This window comes from Paenibacillus sp. FSL F4-0122 (assembly GCF_038002845.1).
In the GTDB taxonomy this organism is placed as follows: Bacteria; Bacillota; Bacilli; order Paenibacillales; family Paenibacillaceae; genus Paenibacillus_AQ; species Paenibacillus_AQ odorifer.
The window spans coordinates 4,985,614-5,008,794 of sequence record NZ_JBBODI010000001.1 but is presented as its reverse complement, the minus strand read 5'-3'; the positions used below and the strand labels follow the sequence as shown (position 1 = coordinate 5,008,794).

The window sequence follows — 23,181 nt, the reverse complement described above, 5'->3', positions numbered from 1 at the left end:
CATGAGGCTTCATTTATTCATCCTATCACTATCGAAACTCCACAATACACTAACAACAATCCCATCAGTATATTAAATTGACTTCTATATTTAGATATCATTTTTTTGAAAAGAGAACCACATAAACACCAACTAAAAGTGCCCATAAAACCTATGAGAGCTAAGACTATAGAGTAACTCAATAAACTAAAATAGGAAGAATGAGAGGTAAGAATAAATGTAGATGTAACTGTGATTCCATATAATATCCCTTTTGGATTAATAAATTGTAAAAGCATACCCGGAATAAAGCTGTTGTGTTTATCGCCACTTCCATCATTTTCTTGATGTTTACTTGTAATAATTTTAAATGCTAAATAAAACATGTAGACTCCGCCTATCACAGCCATAATAGATTCAATCTTTGGGATAAGATTAATCAGAAGTATATTAAAATAGCAACATAACAATATGATCACGAAAAAACCTGTGCCCACTCCTAAACAGAATTTCATTGTTTTTCGTAAACCAAACTGGTTTGCAAAAGTCATTGCCATAATGTTATTGGGTCCCGGAGTAAAGCTAGCAACAAATGCATATAAAAACAAAGAAACAATCACTAACTCATTTCTCCCCTTCCCTTTTTGTATGTTATAATGTATTTATCGAACGTTATAACGTCCTCATGTGCGTTTTATTGTATATCTTGGTCGTTATAAAGTAAATAGGGAGTGGAGAATTACCGTGGAAGAGATAAATCAAATCATTGCGGAGAATATAAAAAAGATTAGAAGAAGTAAAGATTTAAGCCTGGAAAAGGTGGCAGAATTAACAGGAGTAAGCAAAACAATGATTGGTCAAATCGAAAGAGGCGAATCAACACCTACCATTACAACCATTTGGAAGATCGCTAATGGATTAAAAACTTCATTTTCTACGCTAATAGATTACCCAAAGCCTGACACAAGAGTGATATTAAGAAATGAAATTCAACCACTGCTTGAAGACAACGGAAAATATCGAGTGTATCCATCTTTCCCATTTGATGAAAGCAAACGATTTGAGGGTTATACAGTCGAGATAGACGAAGGTGGATACCTTGATGCCAATCCACATATGGAAGGAACTGAAGAATTAATCACTGTATTTGATGGTGAATTGTCTTTGCGTGTCAATGATAATGAATATCTATTAAAATCTGGTGATTCTATCACGTTTAACGCAGACAAACCCCATGTATATTATAATCCAGGAGAATCATTGACCCGTTTAAGCATGATCTTATACTATTCTAGTTAGCAAAAAAACCAAGGTTCTTAAACCTTGGGATCAAATCTTACTATGATAACCTGCGGAGACGCCACTCAGCCTCCCCATTATGAATCGTCCAGCATAAACTTATAAACCTTACCGTCTTGTACATATTCATTATTAAAAAGCAGGGCATCCCCTTCTCTTTTCAGGAACTTCAGATTATCTCCAAAAAAAGGAAGGTCGTTTGTTTCGGCATATTTTTGCTGCTCTACGTCAAGAAGTGCCTTGTACAACAATGTTTTGGCACTTGTTTTGCGATCTATCATCATGAGGAAACCTTGTTGATTGGACCGAATCAGCAGAAAATCCTCGTCCATTCCTGGCGAATGACCATTCCATCCTTAATAATCATCGTATACCATTTATTATTGATATGTGGTTCTCCGTAAACATCTGTTACGGTTAGATAGATTAGACCTTTCGGCGTCTTCTGAAAATCGAATTGAACAGCATCGAATAACTGCGAACCAAGGTTCGTTAGCAAGCGAGTTTGTCCTGCGGAATCTGTTAGATATAAACTCCCTGTTTACTTCCAATACGAACGGCTATCTTTTTTCCCCATCCAGTAAACTTCGCTCTTTGATGCGATTTATCCCATACAACCTTCAACCCTGCCGCTTCCCAGTGACTAGCTGATACATAAGTAATCCCATCCTTTACTAGTGCAGCGCTCCTACCTTTCCCGCCTCCATCCATAATGAAAGTAAAATAAGCGATCAAAGTCTCTCCTTCTATTAATCCTCTCAATCTGCCTCTTTTTCTCTCATTTCGTGGTTCCCCCAAGAATCTGTGAAAGTTTTCTCATATATTGATAGGGAGGTTGGCGCCAAACCTTAAACAAAATAATTGAAAGAAGGCAATTACAATGGCTTTAGGTTGTGATACAGCTACAAATGTAACAGCAGCAAGATTAACTACACTTAAAAATAATAAATTCACATTCGTTTGCCGCTATTTAAATCGCGTGGAAGGATATCAGGATGGTCTCACCTCAGCTGAGATTACACGGATTTCAGATGGGGGATTATATATCATATCCCTTTATCAAATCAGCAAATCGCTCGATCATTTTACGAAAGCCAATGGTGTTAAAGATGCTGAAACGGCTGTAGGCTTAGCAAGTGATTTGGGACAAACCAGCAGCACTCCGATTTATTTTGCCATAGACCGCGATATGACCTCTACCGAAATCACAAACAATATAGTACCTTATTTTCAAGGCATAAAATCAGTGCTAGACAGCAGTACTAAAAATTCCAAAGGCTATAAAATGGGTATCTACGGATCACGAGCAGTCTGCTCTCATATTCGAGGCACTAATTCCGCCACAACACGTTACACCTTCATCGTAGATAATGACTGGCAGGGAACCTTCGATGATTGGAACCTGCGACAATATAATTTCAACACTGAGGTAGGAACGAGCACTGGCAAAATCAACGTAGACTATGTAGAGTCCTCCTCACATAGCGGTGGAGGCTGGAAAAAGTAATTTATTCCTCTTTTATCGGTGACGAGGCGTTATACTAAAGCAGATGATGATAGATTCAAATAAAGTCTCGTTATTAAAAAAATAGTAAAAAGACAACCAGGCATTGACTATCCGATTATTGGAGAAGCTCTGCCTGGTGTTTTTGGTTTGTAGCGGAAGTTTAAGCAGATAATGATAAATCGTAGCTATCCGACTTTAAGGTCTCCTTTGGGCAACCCTCGGAGAAAAATCGCTGTAACTTTATGCAACCTATGAGATAACTGCACTCTATACACTTATTTCGTCTGTAAAAGGCTAACTTCTCACTTTAACTGTATTCTATACAATTAAAAATCACAGTTATCAGCTTTAGCGGCAAAAAACTAAAAAATAGGTGTACAAAATACAACTATCTTCAGGAGCGAGTTTTTCGAGCGAAAATAGCTGTACGAAATACAATTAAAAGCCACTACATATTAAAATCGTCAGCCCTCCATATAAAAAAGGGGCGGGATCTTTGTAGACCACCCCCTGCTCCACTTGCTCCTATTTAGAATCGCCCATTTGATCATATGCTGAATCATACGTCCACTTCAGGCCGTTGTCCTTACTCGACAGATAGATGGTACCTACAGTGTTGCCCTCTTTGCTGAGCAGAATAGGATACAATCCCTCTTTTCCATTAAAAATAGGTGAAAGCGGCGTTTTTTGATATTCATCAAAGGTTTCCGGCAGGGATACCACGAGCTTTTCCCATGACTTACCCTTACCTTTAGTCCAATAAATAACAGGCCCATTATCTTCATAATATCTGAACCCCAAGAATCCGATATCCTTGTTAGAAAACCCTGCCCCGGCTAAACTTTCCGCGTATAAATCGTTAGGATTTCCAAGCTCCGTCCATGTCTTCCCGCCGTCAGAGGTCTGATATACATAATTTAGCGAACGTCCCACACCTACAGAACCTCCGGAGACGATCCAACCATTTTGCTTGTCAGTAAACCCGATGAACTTGGCATCATAACCCTTAGCACCTTCAATGTTGTAGTTATTCCACGATTTCCCCATGTCATCGCTGATTAATACATGTAGAGGGGATTCTTTACCATCCGCAAATCCATATACAATTGCGGTTTTGTCCTCGGAGATATAAAATCCGGTATCCGCTCTCCCCATCCCCATTTCAGTTCCAGTCGTATCAAGTTTTAAAGGCGTTTGCGCTTGGATCTCCCCTTTCCGATAGGAGACAGAGACATTACCATCCTCGTCCATGGAATACGTATTCCCAGCGTCACGCACAACAACTTGTTCACCACTAGAGCTGTAGGAATAAATAGTACCTGGTTTGAGCGCCGTATCTGTAGATTGTCCGGTTAGGTTCGTACAGGCTGCTAGCACTGCAGTTATACCAACCACCATTAAGACCGCAAGAAATGCACCTACTCCATTTCGTTTTTCTTTCATATTTAAAATACTGCCGAATCGCTGCTTCATCGAGTGTTTTCCTCCTGCAAAATTCGTTGATAAAGCTACATGCCGAGTAGCATTACTTTGCATAACCGATAAAATAGCTTCGCAGTATTTCTTTCGATATGCTGCATTTTGCTTACGTACAACGGTGTCATCACAATAAATTTCAATTTCGCGGACAGCTTCGCGTGCCATGAACCAGACCAATGGATTAAACCAATGCACTGCCTGCACAATCAGTAGCAACAGCTTATATATGATGTCATGCCTTTTGTAATGGACCAGCTCATGTTTTAAGATAAACTCCAGCTCTTCCTCACTATATTGATCATGCGGCAAGAATAGTGTTGGCTTGTAAAAACCCATTAGCATCGGATTCGGAACTTTACTGCTTATCAGAACCGGAATGGCGGGTGTTACATGCATTTCTTTAGCGACTTGTTTGAGCTTGGAGAACATATCCTCTCTCTGAAGAGGGCTGCTCCAACGTAATACCTGTTTTCTGAAAAAGAAATAACTAAGCAAATGATACCCTAAAAAAAGCACAGCTCCAGTAACCCAGATGTACGCTAAGATATTAGTTATAGAAGGGATATGGCTTACATCCCCTGTCTGGACCGGCTGAGAGATTACTGACGTATCCGCCTGCAAATTCTGGGACACTGAGCTTTGAAAGACAGTTGCTATGGCCTGACCTTCGGGTAGCTGAATCGCCACAGGAGGATTGGTAAAGGAAAAGTTGAATGGCAACAATAATCGCAGGGTTAGGATCAACCATATCCAATAGCTCAACTTAGCCGAATAATGTTTTCTTAACAAGGGAGTTAATGTGATTAAGCCGATAATAACTAAACTTATGGTCACAGAGATAACCAGAAAATCTGTAAAAAGACCTGTTATCATCAGGATTCCTCCTTATCTACTCTATCGAGCATTTCCCGCAACTCAGCAAGATCGCTTTTATCAATCGCCTTCCCATTGTATAAGGACATCACCATATCCTGCACAGAGTTGCCAAAAAGCTTTTCAAGGGTAGACTTCCCTTCGCTCTCTTTATAATCTGTCTCAGAAATTGCAGCGAGATAACGGTTGCTCCGCCCTTCTTTTTCGCAAGATAGAAAGCCCTTTTCAACCAGCCGTGACAGCACTGTCATCAAAGTTGCAAGCGCCCACTTACGTTTATCCCCCAGTTGATTCAAAATGTAAGAGGAGCTAACCCAACTCTCGGCTCGCCAAATCACCAGCATAATTTCCAGTTCAGCATCTGGCAAGCGTTTGATTTTGATATTCATCCCTATTTCTCCTTGTTATACATTTGTGTAATACATTCATTATACAAACGTATAATTAAAAAGCAAGCACATTATTTCTAAAATATGTATACATTCTTAGACGTTTATTATTTTAATAAAGGTTTCACCAGTCCAGTAGCAAATAATAAATAGAACCCTAGGAACTTTTATAAGATTCCAACAATGAGATAACCAACGCACACTCAGCTGAAATTTATAACTATTTTGGAAACTAAGTGATTGGTCTGCATTATTCTTAAGTAAGGAGGGCAGGTTATGAAAAAATTTAGTATTCTATCATTTTCACTGATAATTTTACTGATTTTATTATTTGTATTAGTCAGACCCACGCAAAAGATCTTAAGTGTCAATCTTGTATCCGAAACAACAGAAATCACTTATACTGACCGTGAAAGCCTTCAAATCTTCGAAGATGCTATAAGAACTGTAAAAAAAGTACGCGGGTCTGTTGATGTCGGTCAACCAACTTATCGAATGACTGTTACTTACGCTAATTCAAAGGTGGTCGGATTCAGCCTTTATATGGATTTTAAAACGAAAGATGGTTTCCTGATTAAAGCTAGCAATAGCGAAAAGATGCTGGATTTAAGAAATAAGAATTCGGTTGAGCTAGCTGATCTGTTAAGTAAAGAAAAGGAAGATTAAAATTTGGAAACTCAATCTAAAAATAGGCATGGTTTCATACAAATGCAAAAATAAGCCACCCTTTAGTACTAACTAAGGATGGCTTGTTCGTAATTATATTATTTTCCTGCGCTTAAAATATACTGTCCCGCTCCGCTCAGAGCGCTGCAATTCTCTGCTGGATGCGTGGGAATAATGCAAAGGCATTCTCATAAAATACTTTCTCGTGGTGCTGCTCAGGCACAAGTCGGCGGACGAACTCCGCATACAGGTCAATAGGCGCGAGTGGCCAATCGGTACCGAACAACATTTTTTCATAGTGATCAGAGTATACCAGCGCCCGGCGAAAATGATCCATAAACAGGGGTTCATTCATGAACCGCTGAAAATGAGGCCGATCACCAACAACGAGACCGGACAAATCGGCATAGACGTTCGGATTCTTGGCGACCACTTCGGCAGCATCCATCACCCATGGATCGCCTAAATGGCAGATCATAAAGTTCACGTCGCGCCGTTGGAACGCTAGTTCGTCCACGGTAAGCGGATGCGCATACTTAAGCAATCCATTCATCGAATACGTATCACCGGTATGAATAACCACAGGCGTGCCATACTTGGCCGCCAGCTCATAGATCGGCGAGTAGATTTTGTCATAAACGTAATGATGATAGTACCCGGCATAAAGCTTAATACCAGCTACCTCAGGAGCTTGCAGCCGTGCCTCAATTCGGTCCAGCTCATCCAAAGCATCCTTTCCTCCGAGCATATTCGGATTAATGCCCACGCATTCCATTAAGAATGGCGGCACACTATCTTCCAAGTCAAGCCCCATCGGATTGGGAGAGGCAGAGTCAGGAAAGGCACCCTTCGTCTGCTCCGTGACCCCCATTCCAATGCCGAGAACAACGTCGTTCTTGTCAAACTCCGCTTTGAGCCCAGCAGCTGTGTAATCAACTTTGGAGAGGTCCTGTGCTGTCTGATGAAAGCTATCGATGTCCGACAGATGTATGTGAATATCAATGATTGGCATTTATAGTCTCCTTTTTGTCAGAAGCACTAGCAAAGGTCACCTTCATAAGATTACGAATTACCTCTGGATCCAGAGCGAGCTCTCCCATGATCATGAAGGTCGGCTGTGTCCAAGCGGTTTCTCCGTTCAGAAGTAGTAGATGGTGATTCACACCATATGTGAATACCTTATTGTTCACGTAAGACATAGCTCTCTGATTAGGATAACTATGCACCACATGCAGCATGTCTTTACGCGAAGTTGCACCGATTCGGATAAGCCCCTTGGATTCCAGATGGGCTTCGACCTTCCCGATAGGGAAGTTGCCTTCCTCTGGGAGCTCCATCCAGCCTTCCGAATAGATTGGTGAAGGCTTAAAGTAACTATCCTCGGATAGCGAATAATGCGGCAGCGTCATTCCACTTTCATTGGTTACTGAAATCAACACACAGAGCACAGGAACTCCGGGCAGCATGAGGTAATGCTGATTGATCGTGATCCCCCGGTTTGCTTCCTGCTTCTCCATCGAAGTGGTCAGTCTCAAACCCTTCCAGACGTTGCCGTGATCATCCATCTGCTCCGTCCAAGCTGCGCTTCTTGGCTCCTGCAACCGGCTAAATCCGCCTATTCCAGAAATACCCACACCGAGTCCACCATGCCAAGGATTCCACCAGGAGCGTGGTTCTGCTTTCGGAAAGGTGCTGTCCAACCACTCTTCTCCTCGGTGCTTCAAGGAATGCACAACACTGCCGAAATCAGGAGCAGCTGCAATAGATAGAACTCCGTTGGTCACTGTGTAAATGGGACCCGCAGGTCCTTCTTCTATCCCACAAACAACGCTTGTTTCCGTTTGTGGAAACCAGAGGCCTGTTCGCTCTTGAATGCGGTCCTCACCGCGATAGACGACCCGGACCTTACGGCCAGATTCGTTGTGTTCTGGTGATTCTGTATCCTCAGTAGAGAGCTCAAAACCTGCGGAGTGCAAATTTTGTCCTCTTTGCAACTCCATCTCAGCGACACTTCGCTCCTCTTCTCCATCAGCCTGTACATACAATTCAAGGCTTCCATCAAGCGGTGTCACCTTTCGTTCGATTAGCTCGGCATGAAGTGCCCCTGCCGCAAACGGATTTCCACCGCCGAGCGTTAGCTCAAGATGGTCATCCAACACCGGTATGACCGAATTCTGCTGTTTTAGGGCAAAGGCGCGAAATTCCGACCACTTAAGGAAGGTGTTAAGAGCAAACATCATAGTTTTTGTCCGTACGACATCTCCAGCGGAGATTCGGCCAAGATTATGCTCCAGCCCAAGCGGGTATTCCGGGCGAAGTAATTTTAGCGAAGGATCCCAGCAGATTCCGCATGTGACGTTCTCTTCCTTGCAGAACAACCAGTTCTCCGTAATTTGTGCACTGTCCCAAAGACTTGGATCGCCTGAGTAAGCATCGCCCATGTCCACGTATTGGCCCTGATATGGCAAGATAAGCTGTTTACCGAAAAAGCCGAAATTCGTCAACAGATACATGTCTTCTTCCAGGATGTCACTATTGGTATTGCAGACCTCGCTATAAAACTCAGCGATTCCGTTAGCAAATAGCTTAGCCACTCTTTTTATCTCAAGACCCGGAAATTCTTCCGACTCGTAAAGGGCTTCGAGCACCTGACTCTCCCCTTCAGAATAGATCTTTACTTCTTTGGCCTGTTTCTTAGAGAATTCTTCTGCGAATGGCTTGCCTAACTTCGGATGGGTCAACCAGAAATTATGGCTCGAGCCGGGATATTCAATCCACATTCCATTGTCGGTATTATTAAGATGAATGGAGTAGGCGCCATTTACAGCCACCCACTGATCCCCGTTTTCCCCACCAAAGCGGCCATGCGTTCCCTTCATTAGAACGGATAGCTTGCTGATAAAGGTGACTGCCTTCTCTCCAACCGGAACGGCCGTTACCTCAATAGCCTGTGAATAAAGACCGTATGACTTTAGGGTAAAGGGTACTTGAATAGAAGCCTTACTCTTAGCTGGAACAGTAAAGCTTACTGTACGGTCCGCCCACATCAGGAATTCGTCTTCGGGCAAATCAAAAGAAAATTCTGCTTCTGAAGCAAAATTATTCTCCACATTAAGGTACAGTTCCGAAGGAAGACCCAGATATAGTTCCCGGTGTGGCAGCGCTATCTTCATTTTGAGTGGGAATTTAGGAGCAACGCCAATGCGGAATTCAGCACGCTTGCCACCGATGATCCACTTGCTCAAAACAACGGGGTGTGTCTTCTTATCGTTCTGCTCTTCCCGAACCGAATCAAGCTCAAAATCACCTTCCACGATAACCGTTTCACCTGGTGCTAGTGTTCGCGCAGCAGATAGAGTAAAACGGATATTTTTATCGTTCTGGCCTTCGATCTCAATGGCCAGCTCAGACGCCGAACGATTCTTGATGCGATAGCGAATCTTGTAGGTCGAACCGAACACAAGATCATGATCATCAATCTCCGTGGAGATTTCATAGTCTGGTGTATCAAGAGCGGTCAGACCGCGGCCAGTCTTCTCGAATTCCGCCCGCAAGGAGAGTTCTCCCTTTTGCCAAGTATAATCAAAGAAATCAAAGCCACGCTCCTGGCGGCCATCTGGCTGGATGGGAAGTTCACGGGTACTGTCTGCATACCAATCCAGTTCTTCAAAATAAGGAGCAAGTGCTTCCGTTTGCAATACAGTTGGAATGAAGTTCATCAGATGGACGTAATCTTCATTTTTCTCCCAAAAAAATCCGCATTTCTTATACATCGGTACGGCTTTCGTATTACCTGCCCAAGTGAACAGATCAAGACGTGGCCAGCCCGCTTCTATTGTTTGGCGAACAGCGTTCAGAATCAGATTGCGGCCAACCTTGTATCCGTGATAATCGGGGCGCACATTTAATAGCGGGACATACAAAGCCCCTTCATCTTGACGGTAGTGGGCGAAGCTGCAGAAGCCGACTACCTCTTTGCCATCAACGGCAAGAAAGGCATTAAGATTGGACGAGATCTCCATCTCACGGCGCACACTGTCCTCAGTTCTCTGATTAGTGCCTCCGCCCCAGCTTTCGTTGCTGCGGTTCCACATTTCTGCGACCGCCCCAGCATAAGAAGAATCGTATTCGATAATGCGGATTTGTTCCGCTGTAGTTTTTACAGTCATGCTCTCATCTCCTTATTCCTCAAAAAAATATGAGTATGTATTCGCATAAAGTTATTGTGGATAAGCTCTCTACAACATATTGAAATAACTCCTACGAGTTCTTATTATACTATTAATTGGAAGCTCAATACGAGGTAAAAAACTCTTTCACCTTATTTTCTACATAAACTCACAGCCGGCAGAAAGCTACAAAAAAACTGCTCCTAAGAGCAGTTTTTTGATGTTAATCCACCGTCCCAACATTCTCCAAGTGTAATGAGCTTTCGGAGCTGACGCCTGCTTCCGTACTCAGAGTAGTAAGTGCTTGTTTTAGATCCTCTTTATTCACATAGACATACGGACTCTTCCAAAGAGATTCCACATGTAAGGAATTAATATGCTCTGGTTTAAGTTTAGGGAAGTTGAATAACCACTGCTGCAGATCTGCTTGAGGAATATCCGTCTTCACATTTTCACCAATGATATCCAATACATTTCCCCATTGGGACACGCCTTGGAAATTTCCTAGCTTATCCAGAATCTGCTTGATTACTTGCTGCTGCCGATCATTGCGCTGGAAATCGGAGGATTCAGCCGTTCCTTGATTCGATTTACGGTACCGTACAAAATCAAGAACTTGTTTGCCATCCAGCTTCTGCAAGCCTTTCTTTAAATCGATGTGTGTACCATCTGCCGTATCGGTATATTTCATATCCATATCGACATCTATAGTCAGTCCGCCAAGCAAATCCACGGTCTTCTGCAACACATCAAAATTCACCACAACCATGTGCTCTATCGGCAGACCGAGCAAATTGCTGAAGAACTCTTTTGTATTTGGAATAGCCTCTGTTTTGTCTTTTATGTAATGATAAGCATAATAATAATTGGCTTTGCGGGAAGGCAACGATTTAGGTTTTAGCAACAAATCCCGTGGTAATGATAAGAAACTCGTCGACTTCGTGTCCGGATTGAAGCTGACAAGCATCAGAACATCGGTATTCATTACTCCACCACCGCCATCCCGACTATCTACCCCGGCTAGCAGAAAAATCATAGGTTCAACCGATACCGTCTCCTTTTTTTCCTCTGGAGCAGCTGTGGGCTGGATGGTGACTGGAGCTGCCATACGCTGTATCGCATCATCCGTCTTTTTATATAAATACCCTGCATATACTCCAATCCCTATAATAGCTGCGCCTAAGACAAGACCAATGCTCGTCAGAATTTTACGGGTTGTTGTCCACTTGCGTTTGTTAGACATAATTTCCTCCACTCAGTTCCAATAGCTAATTCAATCAGTGCTTTCATCCTTATGAACTTTAACACTTAACACCATGCCAATCGCAATCATATTAGTTAGCAATGAGCTGCCTCCATAACTAATAAAAGGCAATGAAATCCCCGTCAGGGGCAGCAACCCAATATGCATCCCAAGATTAACGGAAACTTGAAAGATGAACATGGCGATAAACCCGGTGACAATATAGGTACCCGCACGGTCCCTACTATCCAGCGCAATAAAGATCATTCGGTACACGAGCAGTAAATAAAGCATCAGCAGCACGGATGAACCTATAAAACCGTATTTCCCCCCGATGACTACATAGATCGAATCGGAATACGCATATGGAATATATCCTTTTCGCAAAAAAATACCTTCATTGCCCGATAATCCTCCGGAGCCAATGGCTATCATTGCGTTTTTCACATGCCAAGATTTATCAGGATCGCTCTGCGGGTCCAAAAAGGATTGGATTCGTGACAGTTGATGGGGCTCGACAATCTTGGATAACAAGTCGAAGTTGGCATAATACAGCCATAGTATCGTGCCGATCGAAATAATCACAACACTAAGGATCAGAATCATATATAGAGCACGGATGTTGCCAATCCACAGCATACTAAGTAATATGCCAACAAATACGAGTGCTGTACCCAAATCGGGCTGCTCCATTATTAAAATGAAAGGAATTAAAAAAACGAAACAAACCGGTACTAAATCTTGAAAAAACCGCAGCTGCTGGCCCTCTCGTGTACCTAATAGATGAGCAATGAGCAGCACCGTACATATTTTAGCCAGCTCGGAGGGCTGAAGCTGAAAGCTCCCAATGCTTAACCAACGCACGGCACCATTGAGATTTTCTCCAACCAGCTTGACTAGTACGAGTAAACCTATGCCCACGCCATAAAAGAGATACGCTAACCTGCCTAATAGAATCTTATAATCTACCAAAGCAATGAATAACATGGGTAGGCAAAATAAAGCAAATAAATACAAATAACTTATGTAAAGACCGTCTAACCGCGTATCCGTAGTCGCTTCATAAATAGCAACAGTACCCACGCCAACTAAGCAGGTGGTGAGAAAAAGTACGGATCTGTCCAGCTTTGCAATTTTGGTAGAGATGAGCATAAAACAACCTCTATTTAATTTCTGTAGTTTTCTTGTTGTGCTGAGCACTTTTACTTCTTTTTTTCACATTGAAGCGCTACGGATGATTAAATTGAATGATTACCTCAGATCAAATTTGCCCTGATACGCTTTCTTCGATAACAGCTTCAGTTTATCTTCACTTAGCGTATAGATATCCAGACCATTCCCAGCCTCACCCAATGACCAGCCCAGCGCGAGCTCCTTATGGCCATCTTCATCAACATCAAAGAATCCGGCATAATCTAGACCATACCCAAACCCCTCAACCTCGGAAATCTTCTGCCAAGCTTCATTTTCCTGCCTCAACAACATTGCTTTTATAGTATATCCTTTGTTTTTACTGTACTCATACACAACTACGGCTTCGTCAATTCCGTCTCCATCCATATCGCCAAAAGAGATGGCATTATCCTCTTGTCCCTTCATCGGAGTTATCAATTGAGCTTTGTCTGGAAGCCACTTAATAAATTCCTGGCTCGTTTTGTCTCGCTCTAGGCTTGCTTCTGATGATGGAGGTTTAATCAGCTCTCCGGGTGTTGCCGGGACTCCGCATCCTCCGAGCAAAAATAAAGTTGTAAACAGGGTACCAATTTTTATGAATTTGCCCGGCATTTGGATCATCGACTCCTCGCTTGTCCGCATATATAGTATTTTATCTTTGAAAGAGGTGAAAGTGGTTATGAAATAGTTAAATTTGAATTCTTATTCTATCGGTAAGTCAAATTGGACAATCGTTCCTTTGCCTAAAGTGCTGCTTATTCGCAGCTCTCCATGATGCAATTTAATGATCTGTTCCGAGATGGATAAACCCAAGCCACTGCCCGAAGCCTGTTGATCCCCTTTGTAGAATTTTTGCCGCACATTCTCTAAATCCGTCTCTGCGATACCTGAGCCTGTATCCTCTACAGAAATCACGACTTTCCCTGGAACCGTATGGGCGCTGATTAAAATCCGATCTGATGAACCAGTAAATTTGAGTGAATTATCAATGAGATTAATCATGACTTGCTTCACACGATTCTCGTCAGCTTGAATCACTGGCAGATGTTCTTCTATTTTCACTTCTAGTGAGATGCCTTGTCGGGTCGCTCTAGGGGTAAGTTGTCTGCCGATATGCTGCAGCAGTTCTGTTAGATCCACTGATGTGAAGTGAACGGCGATTCTTCCGTTATCCAACTTAGAGAAATCCAACAATTCATCCACCATATGAGTTAACCTGTCACTTTCGGATTCAATAATATCAAGCCCATCATAAAATAGAGGTTGATTACTCACCTCACTCGCCTTTAAGGTAATTGCCCAACCTTTGATCGAGGTCAAGGGTGTTCGCAGTTCATGGGATACGGAAGCGATAAAATCATTCTTAAGCTGTTCACTCTTGGAGATTCGGCTTGCCATCATATTTAACGTATCCGCCAATGAACCAAGCTCATCTTGATAGCGCTTATGCACTCTGATGCTGAAATCTCCTTCGGTCATCTGGTCTGCTGCCTGCTTCAGATCTTTAATTGATCTGGTTATGGTCCAAGACAGCAATAATCCAAGTAAGGTGACAATGCCAATAACGATTATCCCCACCCCGATCAGTAAAACCGTAATATGTTTAACTGTATGTATAGTTTCCGTTAAGGACGTGATAAATCTGACTCCCCCCACTATGTTTCCATTAGCCTGCAAGGGATAAGATACCGCGTAAATTGCTTCCTCTGTGTTAGGGTCCGCACCTTTCCAACTGCCGGGCTGCCCTTTTATTGCTGCTTGTACATCTATGTACTCAGTCATAGTTAGATCGCCTTGAAGTCCATTTGAGTCCTGCAACAGCCAGCCTTCAACATTAATAATCTGCACCTGTGCATCAGAATGACTCGCAAAACCCTTCAGTAACCTATCCGATTGTTCCACCAGATCCTGGTCCCCAAAGTATTGCTGAAAAAAAGAAGCCGATAGCTCTGCTTGATTCATCAAGGTTTCCTCTATGTTATGAAAATAATAATATCGCAAAGATACATTAAGAATGATTTCAAGAATGAGCACAGTAAGACAAATGAGTATAAAATAGCTTCCTACTAATCTTTTCTGAATCCCCATTCTTCAACCATCCTTTCTAAAGCGGTAACCGAGCCCCCATACCGTCTCAAGCCAATGCGGATTAGAAGCATCAACCTCAATTTTCTCTCTTAACTTACGCACATGAACATCCACCGTTTTGGGATCTCCAATATAATCCTCTCCCCAGACAAGATTCATTAATTCATTTCTAGAGAGTGCTGTATCCGGATGCTCCAGAAAGGTTTTCATCAACTGAAATTCCTTCGGAGTTAATTCAATGCTGTCATCCTGCTTAAACATCTTGTTCGCGTTCAAATCCAGCCGGATCGGTCCAGCTTGAAGTATAGTTCTTTGCGGCTTTAGAGCGGATTCTGTACGGCGCAAAATAGCTTTAATACGTGCTACCAATTCTAATGGATTAAAAGGTTTAACAATGTAATCGTCAGCACCCATTTCAAGGCCATTGATTTTGTCCAAATCCTGTCCACGTGCGGTTAAGAAAATGATGATGACCCCAGCGTCTTTCTCTCTTAGCTTTCGGCATATTTCGAACCCATTAGAATCAGGCAACATGATATCCAGAACCATAACATCTGGACGGCTCACCTCAAAGCTCTGCAATGCTTCTTCTCCACAAGCAGCTTCACTAACCACAAACCCATTATTCGTTAAATTTATAGATATAAAACGTCTAATATTATCGTCATCTTCCACAATAAGCACATGATTGCGATCAACAGTATCCACGATTTCCACCCCTATTACCCAGAGTCTAAACAAGTAAAAAAACAAAAAAACTCTCCCGGTAAAGAGAGAGTCTTGTCTCGGATCCCTATAATTAAATCACAAGTGGATATTACTCTAAATCGCTATAGTTGTCAAAAATCTAATCCAGATACACAGCCTTGCCGGTCTGCGCCGATTCATAAATAGCTTCCAATATTTGCGAAACGACAAAAGCCTGTTCAGGAGTTACAACCGGGTCTTTATCCTGTTCAATCGCTTCAATCCACTTTCTTAATTCTATATCCGGAGCACTTTCAGCTTTTCCTTCATAATAGGCAACACCGCCTGCCCCAAGCTCAATTTTATTGGTGTACAGCTTGCTGAATTTCTCTCCGTTAATTCTAAGTCCGTCCTTCATATCTGCGCCTGCTTCCGTCCCACTTAAGCTGCATTTCGCTTCATGTATGTCTAGTGAATTCAGAGCCCAGCTCGCTTCCAGCATGATTGTTGCACCATTCTCCATTACGACCATTCCAAAGGCTGAATCCTCTACGGTGAACTTTTTAGGGTCCCACGGTCCCCATGCGTTGGCGGCTTCTTCTTTTTGTGAAAGTTCATGATATTTAGTGCCCAGCACAACTTTTGGTTTATAGTTATCCATCATCCAAAGGGTTAGATCCAGCGCATGGGTTCCGATATCGATAAGCGGACCGCCGCCTTGTTTCTCTTCATCAAGAAATACTCCCCAGGTCGGTACGGCTCTCCGTCTGATGGCATGTGCTTTTGCAAAATAAATATGACCAAGCTCTCCGGACTCACAAGCTTTTTTCAAATATAAGCTGTCTTCTCTGTACCGGTTGTCATATCCAATGGTCAGCTTCTTGCCTGTACGTTTCGCTGCTTCAACCATTCGTTTGGCATCTGCCGCCGTCTTAGCCATTGGTTTTTCGCACATCACATGTTTTCCGGCTTCTAGAGCAGCGATTGATATTTCCGCATGGACATCATTAGGCGTAAGCACATGAATAATATCAATGGATTGATCTTTTAATAGTTCAGTGTAATCCGTATAGACAGTAGCTTTATTATTTCCGTATTTCTCCGCTGCTTCTTCAGCACGTTCTTTAATAATGTCACAAAAAGCCACGATTTCAACCTTACTTTGTCTGCTCAAGCTTGGAAGATGTTTGCCATTCGCAATACCACCACATCCAATAATCCCTACACGAAAAACCTTACTCATATCCTTCACCCTCACCTCTAATGGATTTGTTTGCTGTTTCGATAAGTTGCCGGTGTCATACCTAACCGCTTGCGGAAGACAATATGCAAATAGGTAGCATTGGTAAACCCTTCCGACTGTGCGATTTGTTCTATCGGATAATTGCTTTCTTCAAGCTTGCGGCAGACCGCTTGCAATCGAATATCCTCAAGCGCCCTACTGAATGATTGTTCTGCATTTACTTGCTTAAACACCCGCTGCAGCTGCCTTGAACTAATATTTAGCTTTTCCGCAACATTTTCTAAGGTAACCGTTCCTGAATAATTCGCTTCCATATATTGCATTGCGTATTGATACCGGTAAGTCAGCATATCTCTAACCGGCGCCTCCGTGCGGATCCCGCCTGAATCATACGCTCTAACGGCCTTTAGTAAAATACTGATCACAAGATGCTTAATTGAAGTATAATATCCGGTCAACTTCCCATCGCATGCTTCGTACGCTTCTCGAAAACACTTCATAGCCCCGTGATAGTCTTGTGCTGGAACCAAGGGTAAACACTTCAGCTTCTCCACACAGGTTTCAGCTTCCGCAACCTCCCAAAGATCAGCATCATCCCTGATCCTCTTTTTGATGTCAACATGCAGACATAGCTCTTCCATAGATTCATCAGCATCCGCCTCTTGACGATGCATAACACCTGGTCCGGTTAGATAGAACATTCCTTCTGAAAGAGGATATTTTTGATCCCCAAGAATGACTTCTCCCTTCCCGCGCGGAATGAAATGAAATTCAAATTCAGAATGATTATGGAACTCGACTACTCTGCCCGGTGGAAAAGATGTCAAATGAAATCTAAACACTGTAATCTCGTAATGTCCCCATAGAATCGTGATATCCAATCTTTCAAGCATATCCTGCTTCTCAAACATCATCTCATAGGGAAAGCTGCTCAACGTTAAGTCCTCCCAATCGGAATTACACAGCCTTCTTTAGCCGAGCGGTTCGCCGCCTCCATTAATCTGGTAAGCTCAACTGCCATTTCAACATTTTGAGTGCCAAGTGTATTATTTTGAATATGATCAACCCATTGATGGAAGGCGCTTTCACGATTGCTTTGCAGGGCTACTTCTTTCCAGCCTTCTTCTTTATCCGTGGATTTGTTCGTTCTAAGAAGAAGCTTATTCTCTGGTGTTCCGTAAAGCAGCGTTCCTTCAGTTCCATGCACCTCGATAGTAAACGGCGAATGACTATTCACGAAACCAGCCTCCACCACACCAATTGCTCCTGAATCCGTAAATAGTGTCACTACGGCATTATCTTCCACTTCTTTACCGGTTACATAACCAAAATTAGCACTTACCCCAGTCACATCTTGATCTAAGAAAAGCTTCGCCAAATACATGGGATGACAGCCCAGATCAATCAAAGCTCCGCCTCCACATTGCTCCAAGCTAAAGAAATGATCAGGAAGCCAGCTTTCCGTTGCTCCGTTATGGGATAAGCGAACTCTAACGTAAGTAATCTTGCCGAGCAGTTCCTGACTTAGAATCTCTTGAATAGTTAATGTATAGCCGTCATTTAAACGAGGCAAGGAGACCGTTAGCTTCACTTTGTTCTCGTTAACTTCTGCGATGATTGCGTTAACTTCTTTTAACGTTGGGGCAATAACTTTTTCTGTGAAAATATGTTTACCCGCTTTGGCCGCAGCCATGATTACGTCTCTATGCATATTCGTTGGTGCATCCACGATAACGGCATCTATATCCTCTTGCGCAAGCAGATCATCCAGTGATTCAAAATAAGGAATATTCAAGCTTTCCGCAGCTTTGTTCCCACGCTCTACGTTTTCGTCCCAAACTGCAGCTAATACGGTATCTTCATGCTCCTGAGCTTGCTTGGTATAATCCCATGCATGCACATGCCAATAGCTGAGCTTACCAATTCTAATGGTCATTTACTTGTGCCTCCCGTATATATGTTATTCTGACATCTGCTATAAAAATAACACATAATAAACAGCTTTTTTAGTAGGAAAATGCGACAAAACATATATAATATTACGACACATAAAATCCGGAGTGAAATACGATCCAAAAAAAAGAAACCCTTGCTATGAAAGCTAAAGGTTTCCTTATACTTGGCTTAATGGGTAAGTGGCTTATTATATCCTTTGTCATCAAAGGGTTGCAATTTCTCGAACCACTTCTTTTTCAATAGTTTAAGCTCCCAGCGCACGTCGGTTAAGTCTTCTGACTCCTTCTGCTCTAATACCTCATAGCTGAAAGCTTCTGCTCCAAGTTCCTTCCAGTCCTTTTGCAGCTCTGCATTCGCAAATCTGCCCATATCTAATTGCATCTGTATAGTCATCCATTTATTCTTCAGGTTGGGATAGCTGTCAACGAATATTTTTCCGCTTATTTTGTTTGTAATTTGAATAGCACCCATGTAAGTCTTGAGCTGCTTATATTGCTCCTGAAGTTCTTTACGTTTGCTTTTGTCCATTATGATTCATGATTCTCCTTCCACAAACAATTCTGCTAAATTTCAGTACCCCATTTCTTTTAATAAACGGGACAATACCGAAAGTCGTTCTCCAATCATTTCACCATCATCACTAAGCGCCTGGGCGAACAGCTTAATATCATTATCAATCATGGGATTGTCTGCACAGACAGATACACTCATTGCATCTCCTTGCAGCCCAACACGATCAATCATAGGGCTCTCGGGATCATACATTTTCGGAAAACGATAGGCCTCTTGAAAATACAAACTACTTCTGCAAATCAAAATTGCCAGGTCAAGCACTCTGTGCATTGGCAGCTCTTCGGACTGTCTCGACCATTTGTCCCCTGTATGTCTCCATACCTTTGCTGAGATGTCGACTTTTCCTCTATCGTTCCATTGTGCTAATCCTAGGGACAGACCTTTTGCATCTGTGTCCCCGGCGTAGCGGCCATCAACCTGCTCGTAATTTTCTGACACGATTACAGGTTTATGTTTTAGAGTTGTTGGAATTTTCATGATTAGTCACTCTCCATTTTATGATTTACTAATTTACTCATTTACTAAATTACTAATTTACTAAATCTAAGATTCATATTACCCGGCAAAAGATCATCTGTCAAACGACATTACACCCGTTTTATCCAACAAAACAAAAAATCCCTCTGCGCGCAGCAAAGGGACTGTTATTTTTATGAAAAATATATCTCTAGCTTAAATGATCACTCACATTACACAACCAAACCATATGGACGGAATCAGGTCCCCAATAGTCTTCCACTACTTTATAAGGTTTCCCAAATTTACGTTGCCACCTGATTTGTGCACGTTTATACCCGCTGTCCAGACAAAACCGCTCTACCCCTTGCTTTTTTAGAAATATCATCATTTCCTTAATTAAGGCTGAACCCACACCTTGACCCTGATAACTTGGCATAATGTATAGACTGCCCAATTCCCCTATTTCATCTAACTGATGATCCGTGCAGGTTTGAATATCTTCGCCACAAGCTCCAAAGGAAATCGTACCGACCACCTGCTCTTCTATTTTTGCAAGAAGGAAGTAAGGCTCCGCAGTTGTAGTATCCAGTGAAGTCATCACCATTTGCTTTTTATGATCTATTTCACTTTGGATATCGTCTTGTAAATGATCAAGCCCTTCTTTTTCAAAAGCATCTGGGATTGAAATTTCAAAAACAGAGCATGTGGATTCAAAATCAGCTGGAGAAAGTGTGCTTATGGCCATTTGATTACTCTTATTCATTGATTCGTACACCTCTTCTATTCCCGGCCGGAATTCTTAAAAATCCTGCAATAATATACTATCAGCATTCAGACTGAAAGGTTTATATTCATAGAACTACTTTACTGGAGGTCATCATGAATATATTGTCCTTTCTGATCTATTGCGTTGTCGCTACATTTACACCCGGTCCTACCAATATTGTTATTCTTTCTTCCGTGCAACATTCCGGGGCTAAAAAATCAATGGGGTATGTATACGGATCCACGCTGGCTTTTGGCTTATTACTTATCATTTCTACTCTGCTGAACCGTGTTCTAGTAGAAATCATCCCAAATATCCTGATCATTATGCAAGTCATTGGGAGTTTATATATGCTCTACCTTGCTTATAAAATCTTTAAAATGGGTTCAATGGAAGACCAGCCTGACCCCAATGCCAATTTCCGCTCAGGCGTGCTTATGCAGCTTGTGAATCCTAAAGTGCTAGTATTTACACTAACGGTCATTCCCAACTACGTAATGCCATTCTATACCTCTTCGCTTGCCTTGTTTATGTTTGTTATAATTATAACTGTGATCGGATTTTTTGCATTTACGACATGGGTTGTATTTGGGACAATCTTCAGAACATTTATGAAAAATCATCAAAAAGTTCTAAATACCGTGATGGCACTGTTTTTAGTATACTCAGCCATTATGATATCGGGAATCCTATAAAGTCGCGGAGGTTAAGAACGTGGAGAGATTTAACTATAAAAAGTCAGCAGAGATCCTGTCCTTATCCGCCAGCCTTACTGATTTCACCTATAAAAAACATTGCCATGAGGAATATGCACTCGGTGTGACCCTTCGTGGCATTCAGCAATATAATCTTGACGGTAGTTTGCAATCCTCACATAAAAATGGCGTAATGTTGTTTAATCCAGAACAAACACATGATGGCAATGCGTATGATAAAGGTGGCATTGATTATGTCATGCTTTATATTAAGCCAACCCTAATGCGAGAGATACTAGATAAAAAAGAACTCCGCTTCGCCACTCCTATCTTATACGATGACAAATTGGCGCAGTGCATATTAGCCCTAAACCATGCCATCCAGAATGGCAAAGAGGAGTCTTTGTGCAGTGAACTGTTATTCACTCTGGTTCATTTAGTATCTAATACTGAAATAGTTACCGATCGTAGAACGAATAATAAATTTCTCAAAAAAGCAAAGGAAATGATGTACTGCAGTTTAGACCATGTGCTGAAGCTGGACGATCTCTGCACAGAGTTTGGTCTGTCCAAATATCAGTTTATTCGCGAGTTTAAGACACATACAGGAATATCACCCTATCAATATTTCTTAAATTGCAAGGTAGAGCGTGCCAAGCAGTCCATTGAGAGAACCAAGGATATCTATGCAGCTGTTGTAGATTGCGGATTTGTGGATCTAACTCATCTGAACAGGCATTTTAAAAGCGTGTTCGGAATAACCGCACATGAATATCGGTCACAGCTGTAAGATTTGCCCTCCTACCATTGTCCAGAGCACTTTAAATTCATCATCCAAGAGGACTAGGTCAGCATCTAAGCCAGTGGTTATCGTCCCCTTTTGTTGAAGTTCAAGAATATTAGCAGGTGTAGTTGAAGCCATTTGTACGGCATCTGTCAGCGAAATTCCAGTTTCGACAGTATAACGTAAGGCTTCATTCATGGTAACTGTACTGGAGGCCAGCGTGCCATCTTCCAATCGCGCTATGCCCCCAGATACCGTAACCTGATGTCCTCCAAATATATAGTTCCCATCCCCTAACCCCATTGCTTGTAACGCATCTGTGATCAAGACCATTCCTTCTGGTCCTTTCATGGTATGCATCAATCGGATAATTGCAGGATGCAGATGGACATTATCCACAATAGCTTGCAGGCTTACATGTTTCTCTTCGAAAGCGGCAACCACAATCCCCGGATCGCGATGATGGATCGGCCGCATGCCATTAAAACAATGCGTAACATGACTTGCCCCAGCGGCAAAAGCTTGTTTGGCTTCCTCATATGTGGCATCCGAATGAGCAATTGCTATCACCACTCCCCGTTCCTTCAAAAAGGAAAGAAGCTCCATGCCTCCCGGCAGCTCAGGAGCAATCGTAACCATTTTAATGAGTGATCCAGCTTCTTGGAAAATGAGCTTCATTTCTTCTAAGTTAGGATGCCGCAGATACTTTTCATTTTGCATTCCTTTTCTCTTGGGGTTTAGATAAGGTCCCTCTAAGTGAATGCCTGCGATCTTTGCTCCCACTTCATGCCCAATTACACGTTTGACACTACGAATCATCTCTAAAAGATCTTCCATCGTAGAACTCACAGAGGTAGCCAGAAATGAGGTGCAACCAGATGCTGCGCAAGCCTTCGATACTTCTTGAATACTCTCTGCAGTACCGTCCATCATATCAAACCCGTTAGCACCATGAATATGCACATCTATCATTCCGGGCACTAACAAATGCCCTCCGCCATCAATCCGTTCATACTCACCCTCTGGAATAGAGGTATCTCCTGAGTCTATCCTCATCACTTTTCCTTCAGAAATCCATACATTGGCCGCTGAAACTATACTATTCTGAAGCACTACTTGTACATTTTGCAAAATATAAGTCATAAACGTTCTC

At 42.3% G+C, this 23,181-nt stretch carries 25 protein-coding genes; 5 read left to right on the top strand and 20 right to left on the bottom strand.

The annotated features are described in order from the left end of the window. Positions 1-17: 17 nt before the first annotated feature. The gene (locus tag MHH49_RS21800; protein WP_076213374.1) at positions 18-599 is read right to left on the bottom strand and encodes a LysE family transporter; all 582 of its coding nucleotides are present in this window, start codon (positions 597-599) and stop codon (positions 18-20) included. Positions 600-723: 124 nt separating this feature from the next. Between MHH49_RS21800 and MHH49_RS21795 the strand changes: the two genes are divergently transcribed. Next, positions 724-1,278: a helix-turn-helix domain-containing protein gene (locus MHH49_RS21795; RefSeq protein ID WP_038572120.1), complete on the top strand. Its 555-nt coding sequence runs from the start codon at positions 724-726 to the stop codon at positions 1,276-1,278. Between the two features lie 77 nt (positions 1,279-1,355). On the opposite strand, the gene MHH49_RS21790 is transcribed toward MHH49_RS21795, so the two are convergent. The 3 genes from MHH49_RS21790 to MHH49_RS21780 are packed head-to-tail and all read right to left on the bottom strand — an operon-like array spanning position 1,356 to position 2,040. Continuing rightward, positions 1,356-1,562: a hypothetical protein gene (locus MHH49_RS21790; RefSeq protein ID WP_143763128.1), complete on the bottom strand. Its 207-nt coding sequence runs from the start codon at positions 1,560-1,562 to the stop codon at positions 1,356-1,358. A 26-nt stretch (positions 1,563-1,588) separates the two neighbouring features. Further along, the gene (locus MHH49_RS21785; RefSeq protein WP_036688806.1) at positions 1,589-1,777 is read right to left on the bottom strand and encodes a hypothetical protein; all 189 of its coding nucleotides are present in this window, start codon (positions 1,775-1,777) and stop codon (positions 1,589-1,591) included. Positions 1,778-1,800: 23 nt separating this feature from the next. Beyond that, entirely contained in the window at positions 1,801-2,040 is a 240-nt protein-coding gene (locus MHH49_RS21780) for a hypothetical protein (RefSeq protein ID WP_076100267.1), read from the bottom strand. A 118-nt stretch (positions 2,041-2,158) separates the two neighbouring features. Between MHH49_RS21780 and MHH49_RS21775 the strand changes: the two genes are divergently transcribed. Beyond that, positions 2,159-2,785, top strand: a complete 627-nt coding sequence (locus MHH49_RS21775; RefSeq protein WP_036688810.1) for a glycoside hydrolase domain-containing protein — start codon at positions 2,159-2,161, stop codon at positions 2,783-2,785. Positions 2,786-3,310: 525 nt separating this feature from the next. Here MHH49_RS21775 and MHH49_RS21770 read toward each other — a convergent pair. After that, the gene (locus MHH49_RS21770; protein ID WP_076100265.1) at positions 3,311-5,137 is read right to left on the bottom strand and encodes a M56 family metallopeptidase; all 1,827 of its coding nucleotides are present in this window, start codon (positions 5,135-5,137) and stop codon (positions 3,311-3,313) included. Continuing rightward, positions 5,137-5,526 (bottom strand): BlaI/MecI/CopY family transcriptional regulator, encoded by a 390-nt coding sequence (locus MHH49_RS21765; RefSeq protein ID WP_076100263.1) that lies wholly within the window; start codon positions 5,524-5,526, stop codon positions 5,137-5,139. The genes MHH49_RS21770 and MHH49_RS21765 overlap by 1 nt, the downstream gene beginning before the upstream one ends. A gap of 276 nt (positions 5,527-5,802) precedes the next feature. Between MHH49_RS21765 and MHH49_RS21760 the strand changes: the two genes are divergently transcribed. After that, entirely contained in the window at positions 5,803-6,192 is a 390-nt protein-coding gene (locus MHH49_RS21760) for a hypothetical protein (RefSeq protein ID WP_076100261.1), read from the top strand. 136 nt (positions 6,193-6,328) lie between these two features. Here the strand turns inward: MHH49_RS21760 and MHH49_RS21755 are convergent, their stop codons facing one another. From MHH49_RS21755 to MHH49_RS21695, 13 genes are all read right to left on the bottom strand, one after another. Then, positions 6,329-7,204: an amidohydrolase family protein gene (locus MHH49_RS21755; RefSeq protein ID WP_076100259.1), complete on the bottom strand. Its 876-nt coding sequence runs from the start codon at positions 7,202-7,204 to the stop codon at positions 6,329-6,331. Then, the gene (locus MHH49_RS21750; protein WP_076100257.1) at positions 7,191-10,361 is read right to left on the bottom strand and encodes a GNAT family N-acetyltransferase; all 3,171 of its coding nucleotides are present in this window, start codon (positions 10,359-10,361) and stop codon (positions 7,191-7,193) included. Before MHH49_RS21750 ends, MHH49_RS21755 begins: the two co-directional genes overlap by 14 nt. 223 nt (positions 10,362-10,584) lie before the next feature. After that, positions 10,585-11,604, bottom strand: a complete 1,020-nt coding sequence (locus MHH49_RS21745; protein WP_036688825.1) for an LCP family protein — start codon at positions 11,602-11,604, stop codon at positions 10,585-10,587. Positions 11,605-11,634: 30 nt separating this feature from the next. Beyond that, entirely contained in the window at positions 11,635-12,756 is a 1,122-nt protein-coding gene (locus MHH49_RS21740; RefSeq protein ID WP_076100255.1) for an FtsW/RodA/SpoVE family cell cycle protein, read from the bottom strand. A 99-nt stretch (positions 12,757-12,855) separates the two neighbouring features. Next, positions 12,856-13,389, bottom strand: a complete 534-nt coding sequence (locus MHH49_RS21735; RefSeq protein ID WP_038572145.1) for a hypothetical protein — start codon at positions 13,387-13,389, stop codon at positions 12,856-12,858. A gap of 90 nt (positions 13,390-13,479) precedes the next feature. After that, positions 13,480-14,865, bottom strand: a complete 1,386-nt coding sequence (locus MHH49_RS21730) for a sensor histidine kinase (RefSeq protein WP_076100253.1) — start codon at positions 14,863-14,865, stop codon at positions 13,480-13,482. Positions 14,866-14,868: 3 nt separating this feature from the next. Further along, positions 14,869-15,573, bottom strand: coding sequence for a response regulator transcription factor (locus tag MHH49_RS21725; protein WP_036689130.1), 705 nt, complete (start codon positions 15,571-15,573; stop codon positions 14,869-14,871). Between the two features lie 139 nt (positions 15,574-15,712). Continuing rightward, the gene (locus tag MHH49_RS21720; protein ID WP_076100251.1) at positions 15,713-16,795 is read right to left on the bottom strand and encodes a Gfo/Idh/MocA family protein; all 1,083 of its coding nucleotides are present in this window, start codon (positions 16,793-16,795) and stop codon (positions 15,713-15,715) included. A 17-nt stretch (positions 16,796-16,812) separates the two neighbouring features. Beyond that, positions 16,813-17,730 carry an AraC family transcriptional regulator gene (locus MHH49_RS21715; protein ID WP_235219571.1) on the bottom strand — a complete coding sequence of 306 codons (918 nt, stop codon included), beginning with the start codon at positions 17,728-17,730 and terminating at the stop codon, positions 16,813-16,815. A 2-nt stretch (positions 17,731-17,732) separates the two neighbouring features. Continuing rightward, positions 17,733-18,731, bottom strand: coding sequence for a Gfo/Idh/MocA family protein (locus MHH49_RS21710; RefSeq protein WP_076100250.1), 999 nt, complete (start codon positions 18,729-18,731; stop codon positions 17,733-17,735). Between the two features lie 188 nt (positions 18,732-18,919). Then, on the bottom strand, positions 18,920-19,279 hold the full coding sequence (locus tag MHH49_RS21705; RefSeq protein WP_036688839.1) for a GIY-YIG nuclease family protein: 360 nt from the start codon (positions 19,277-19,279) through the stop codon (positions 18,920-18,922). A 42-nt stretch (positions 19,280-19,321) separates the two neighbouring features. Next, complete coding sequence (locus MHH49_RS21700; RefSeq protein ID WP_036688841.1) at positions 19,322-19,801, bottom strand: DUF6530 family protein; 480 nt, start codon at positions 19,799-19,801, stop codon at positions 19,322-19,324. A 190-nt stretch (positions 19,802-19,991) separates the two neighbouring features. Further along, a complete protein-coding gene (locus MHH49_RS21695; RefSeq protein WP_081382550.1) occupies positions 19,992-20,546 on the bottom strand; it encodes a GNAT family N-acetyltransferase in 555 nt (184 codons plus the stop codon). A 116-nt stretch (positions 20,547-20,662) separates the two neighbouring features. Here MHH49_RS21695 and MHH49_RS21690 point away from each other — a divergent pair, with 116 nt between their 5' ends. Together MHH49_RS21690 and MHH49_RS21685 are read left to right on the top strand one after the other, a co-directional pair. Then, positions 20,663-21,244 (top strand): LysE family translocator, encoded by a 582-nt coding sequence (locus MHH49_RS21690; RefSeq protein ID WP_036688845.1) that lies wholly within the window; start codon positions 20,663-20,665, stop codon positions 21,242-21,244. 19 nt (positions 21,245-21,263) lie between these two features. Further along, positions 21,264-22,034 carry an AraC family transcriptional regulator gene (locus MHH49_RS21685; RefSeq protein ID WP_339809815.1) on the top strand — a complete coding sequence of 257 codons (771 nt, stop codon included), beginning with the start codon at positions 21,264-21,266 and terminating at the stop codon, positions 22,032-22,034. Here MHH49_RS21685 and nagA read toward each other — a convergent pair. Continuing rightward, entirely contained in the window at positions 22,023-23,171 is a 1,149-nt protein-coding gene (nagA, locus tag MHH49_RS21680; protein ID WP_076104968.1) for an N-acetylglucosamine-6-phosphate deacetylase, read from the bottom strand. The genes MHH49_RS21685 and nagA overlap by 12 nt on opposite strands. Between the last annotated feature and the right edge of the window lie 10 nt (positions 23,172-23,181).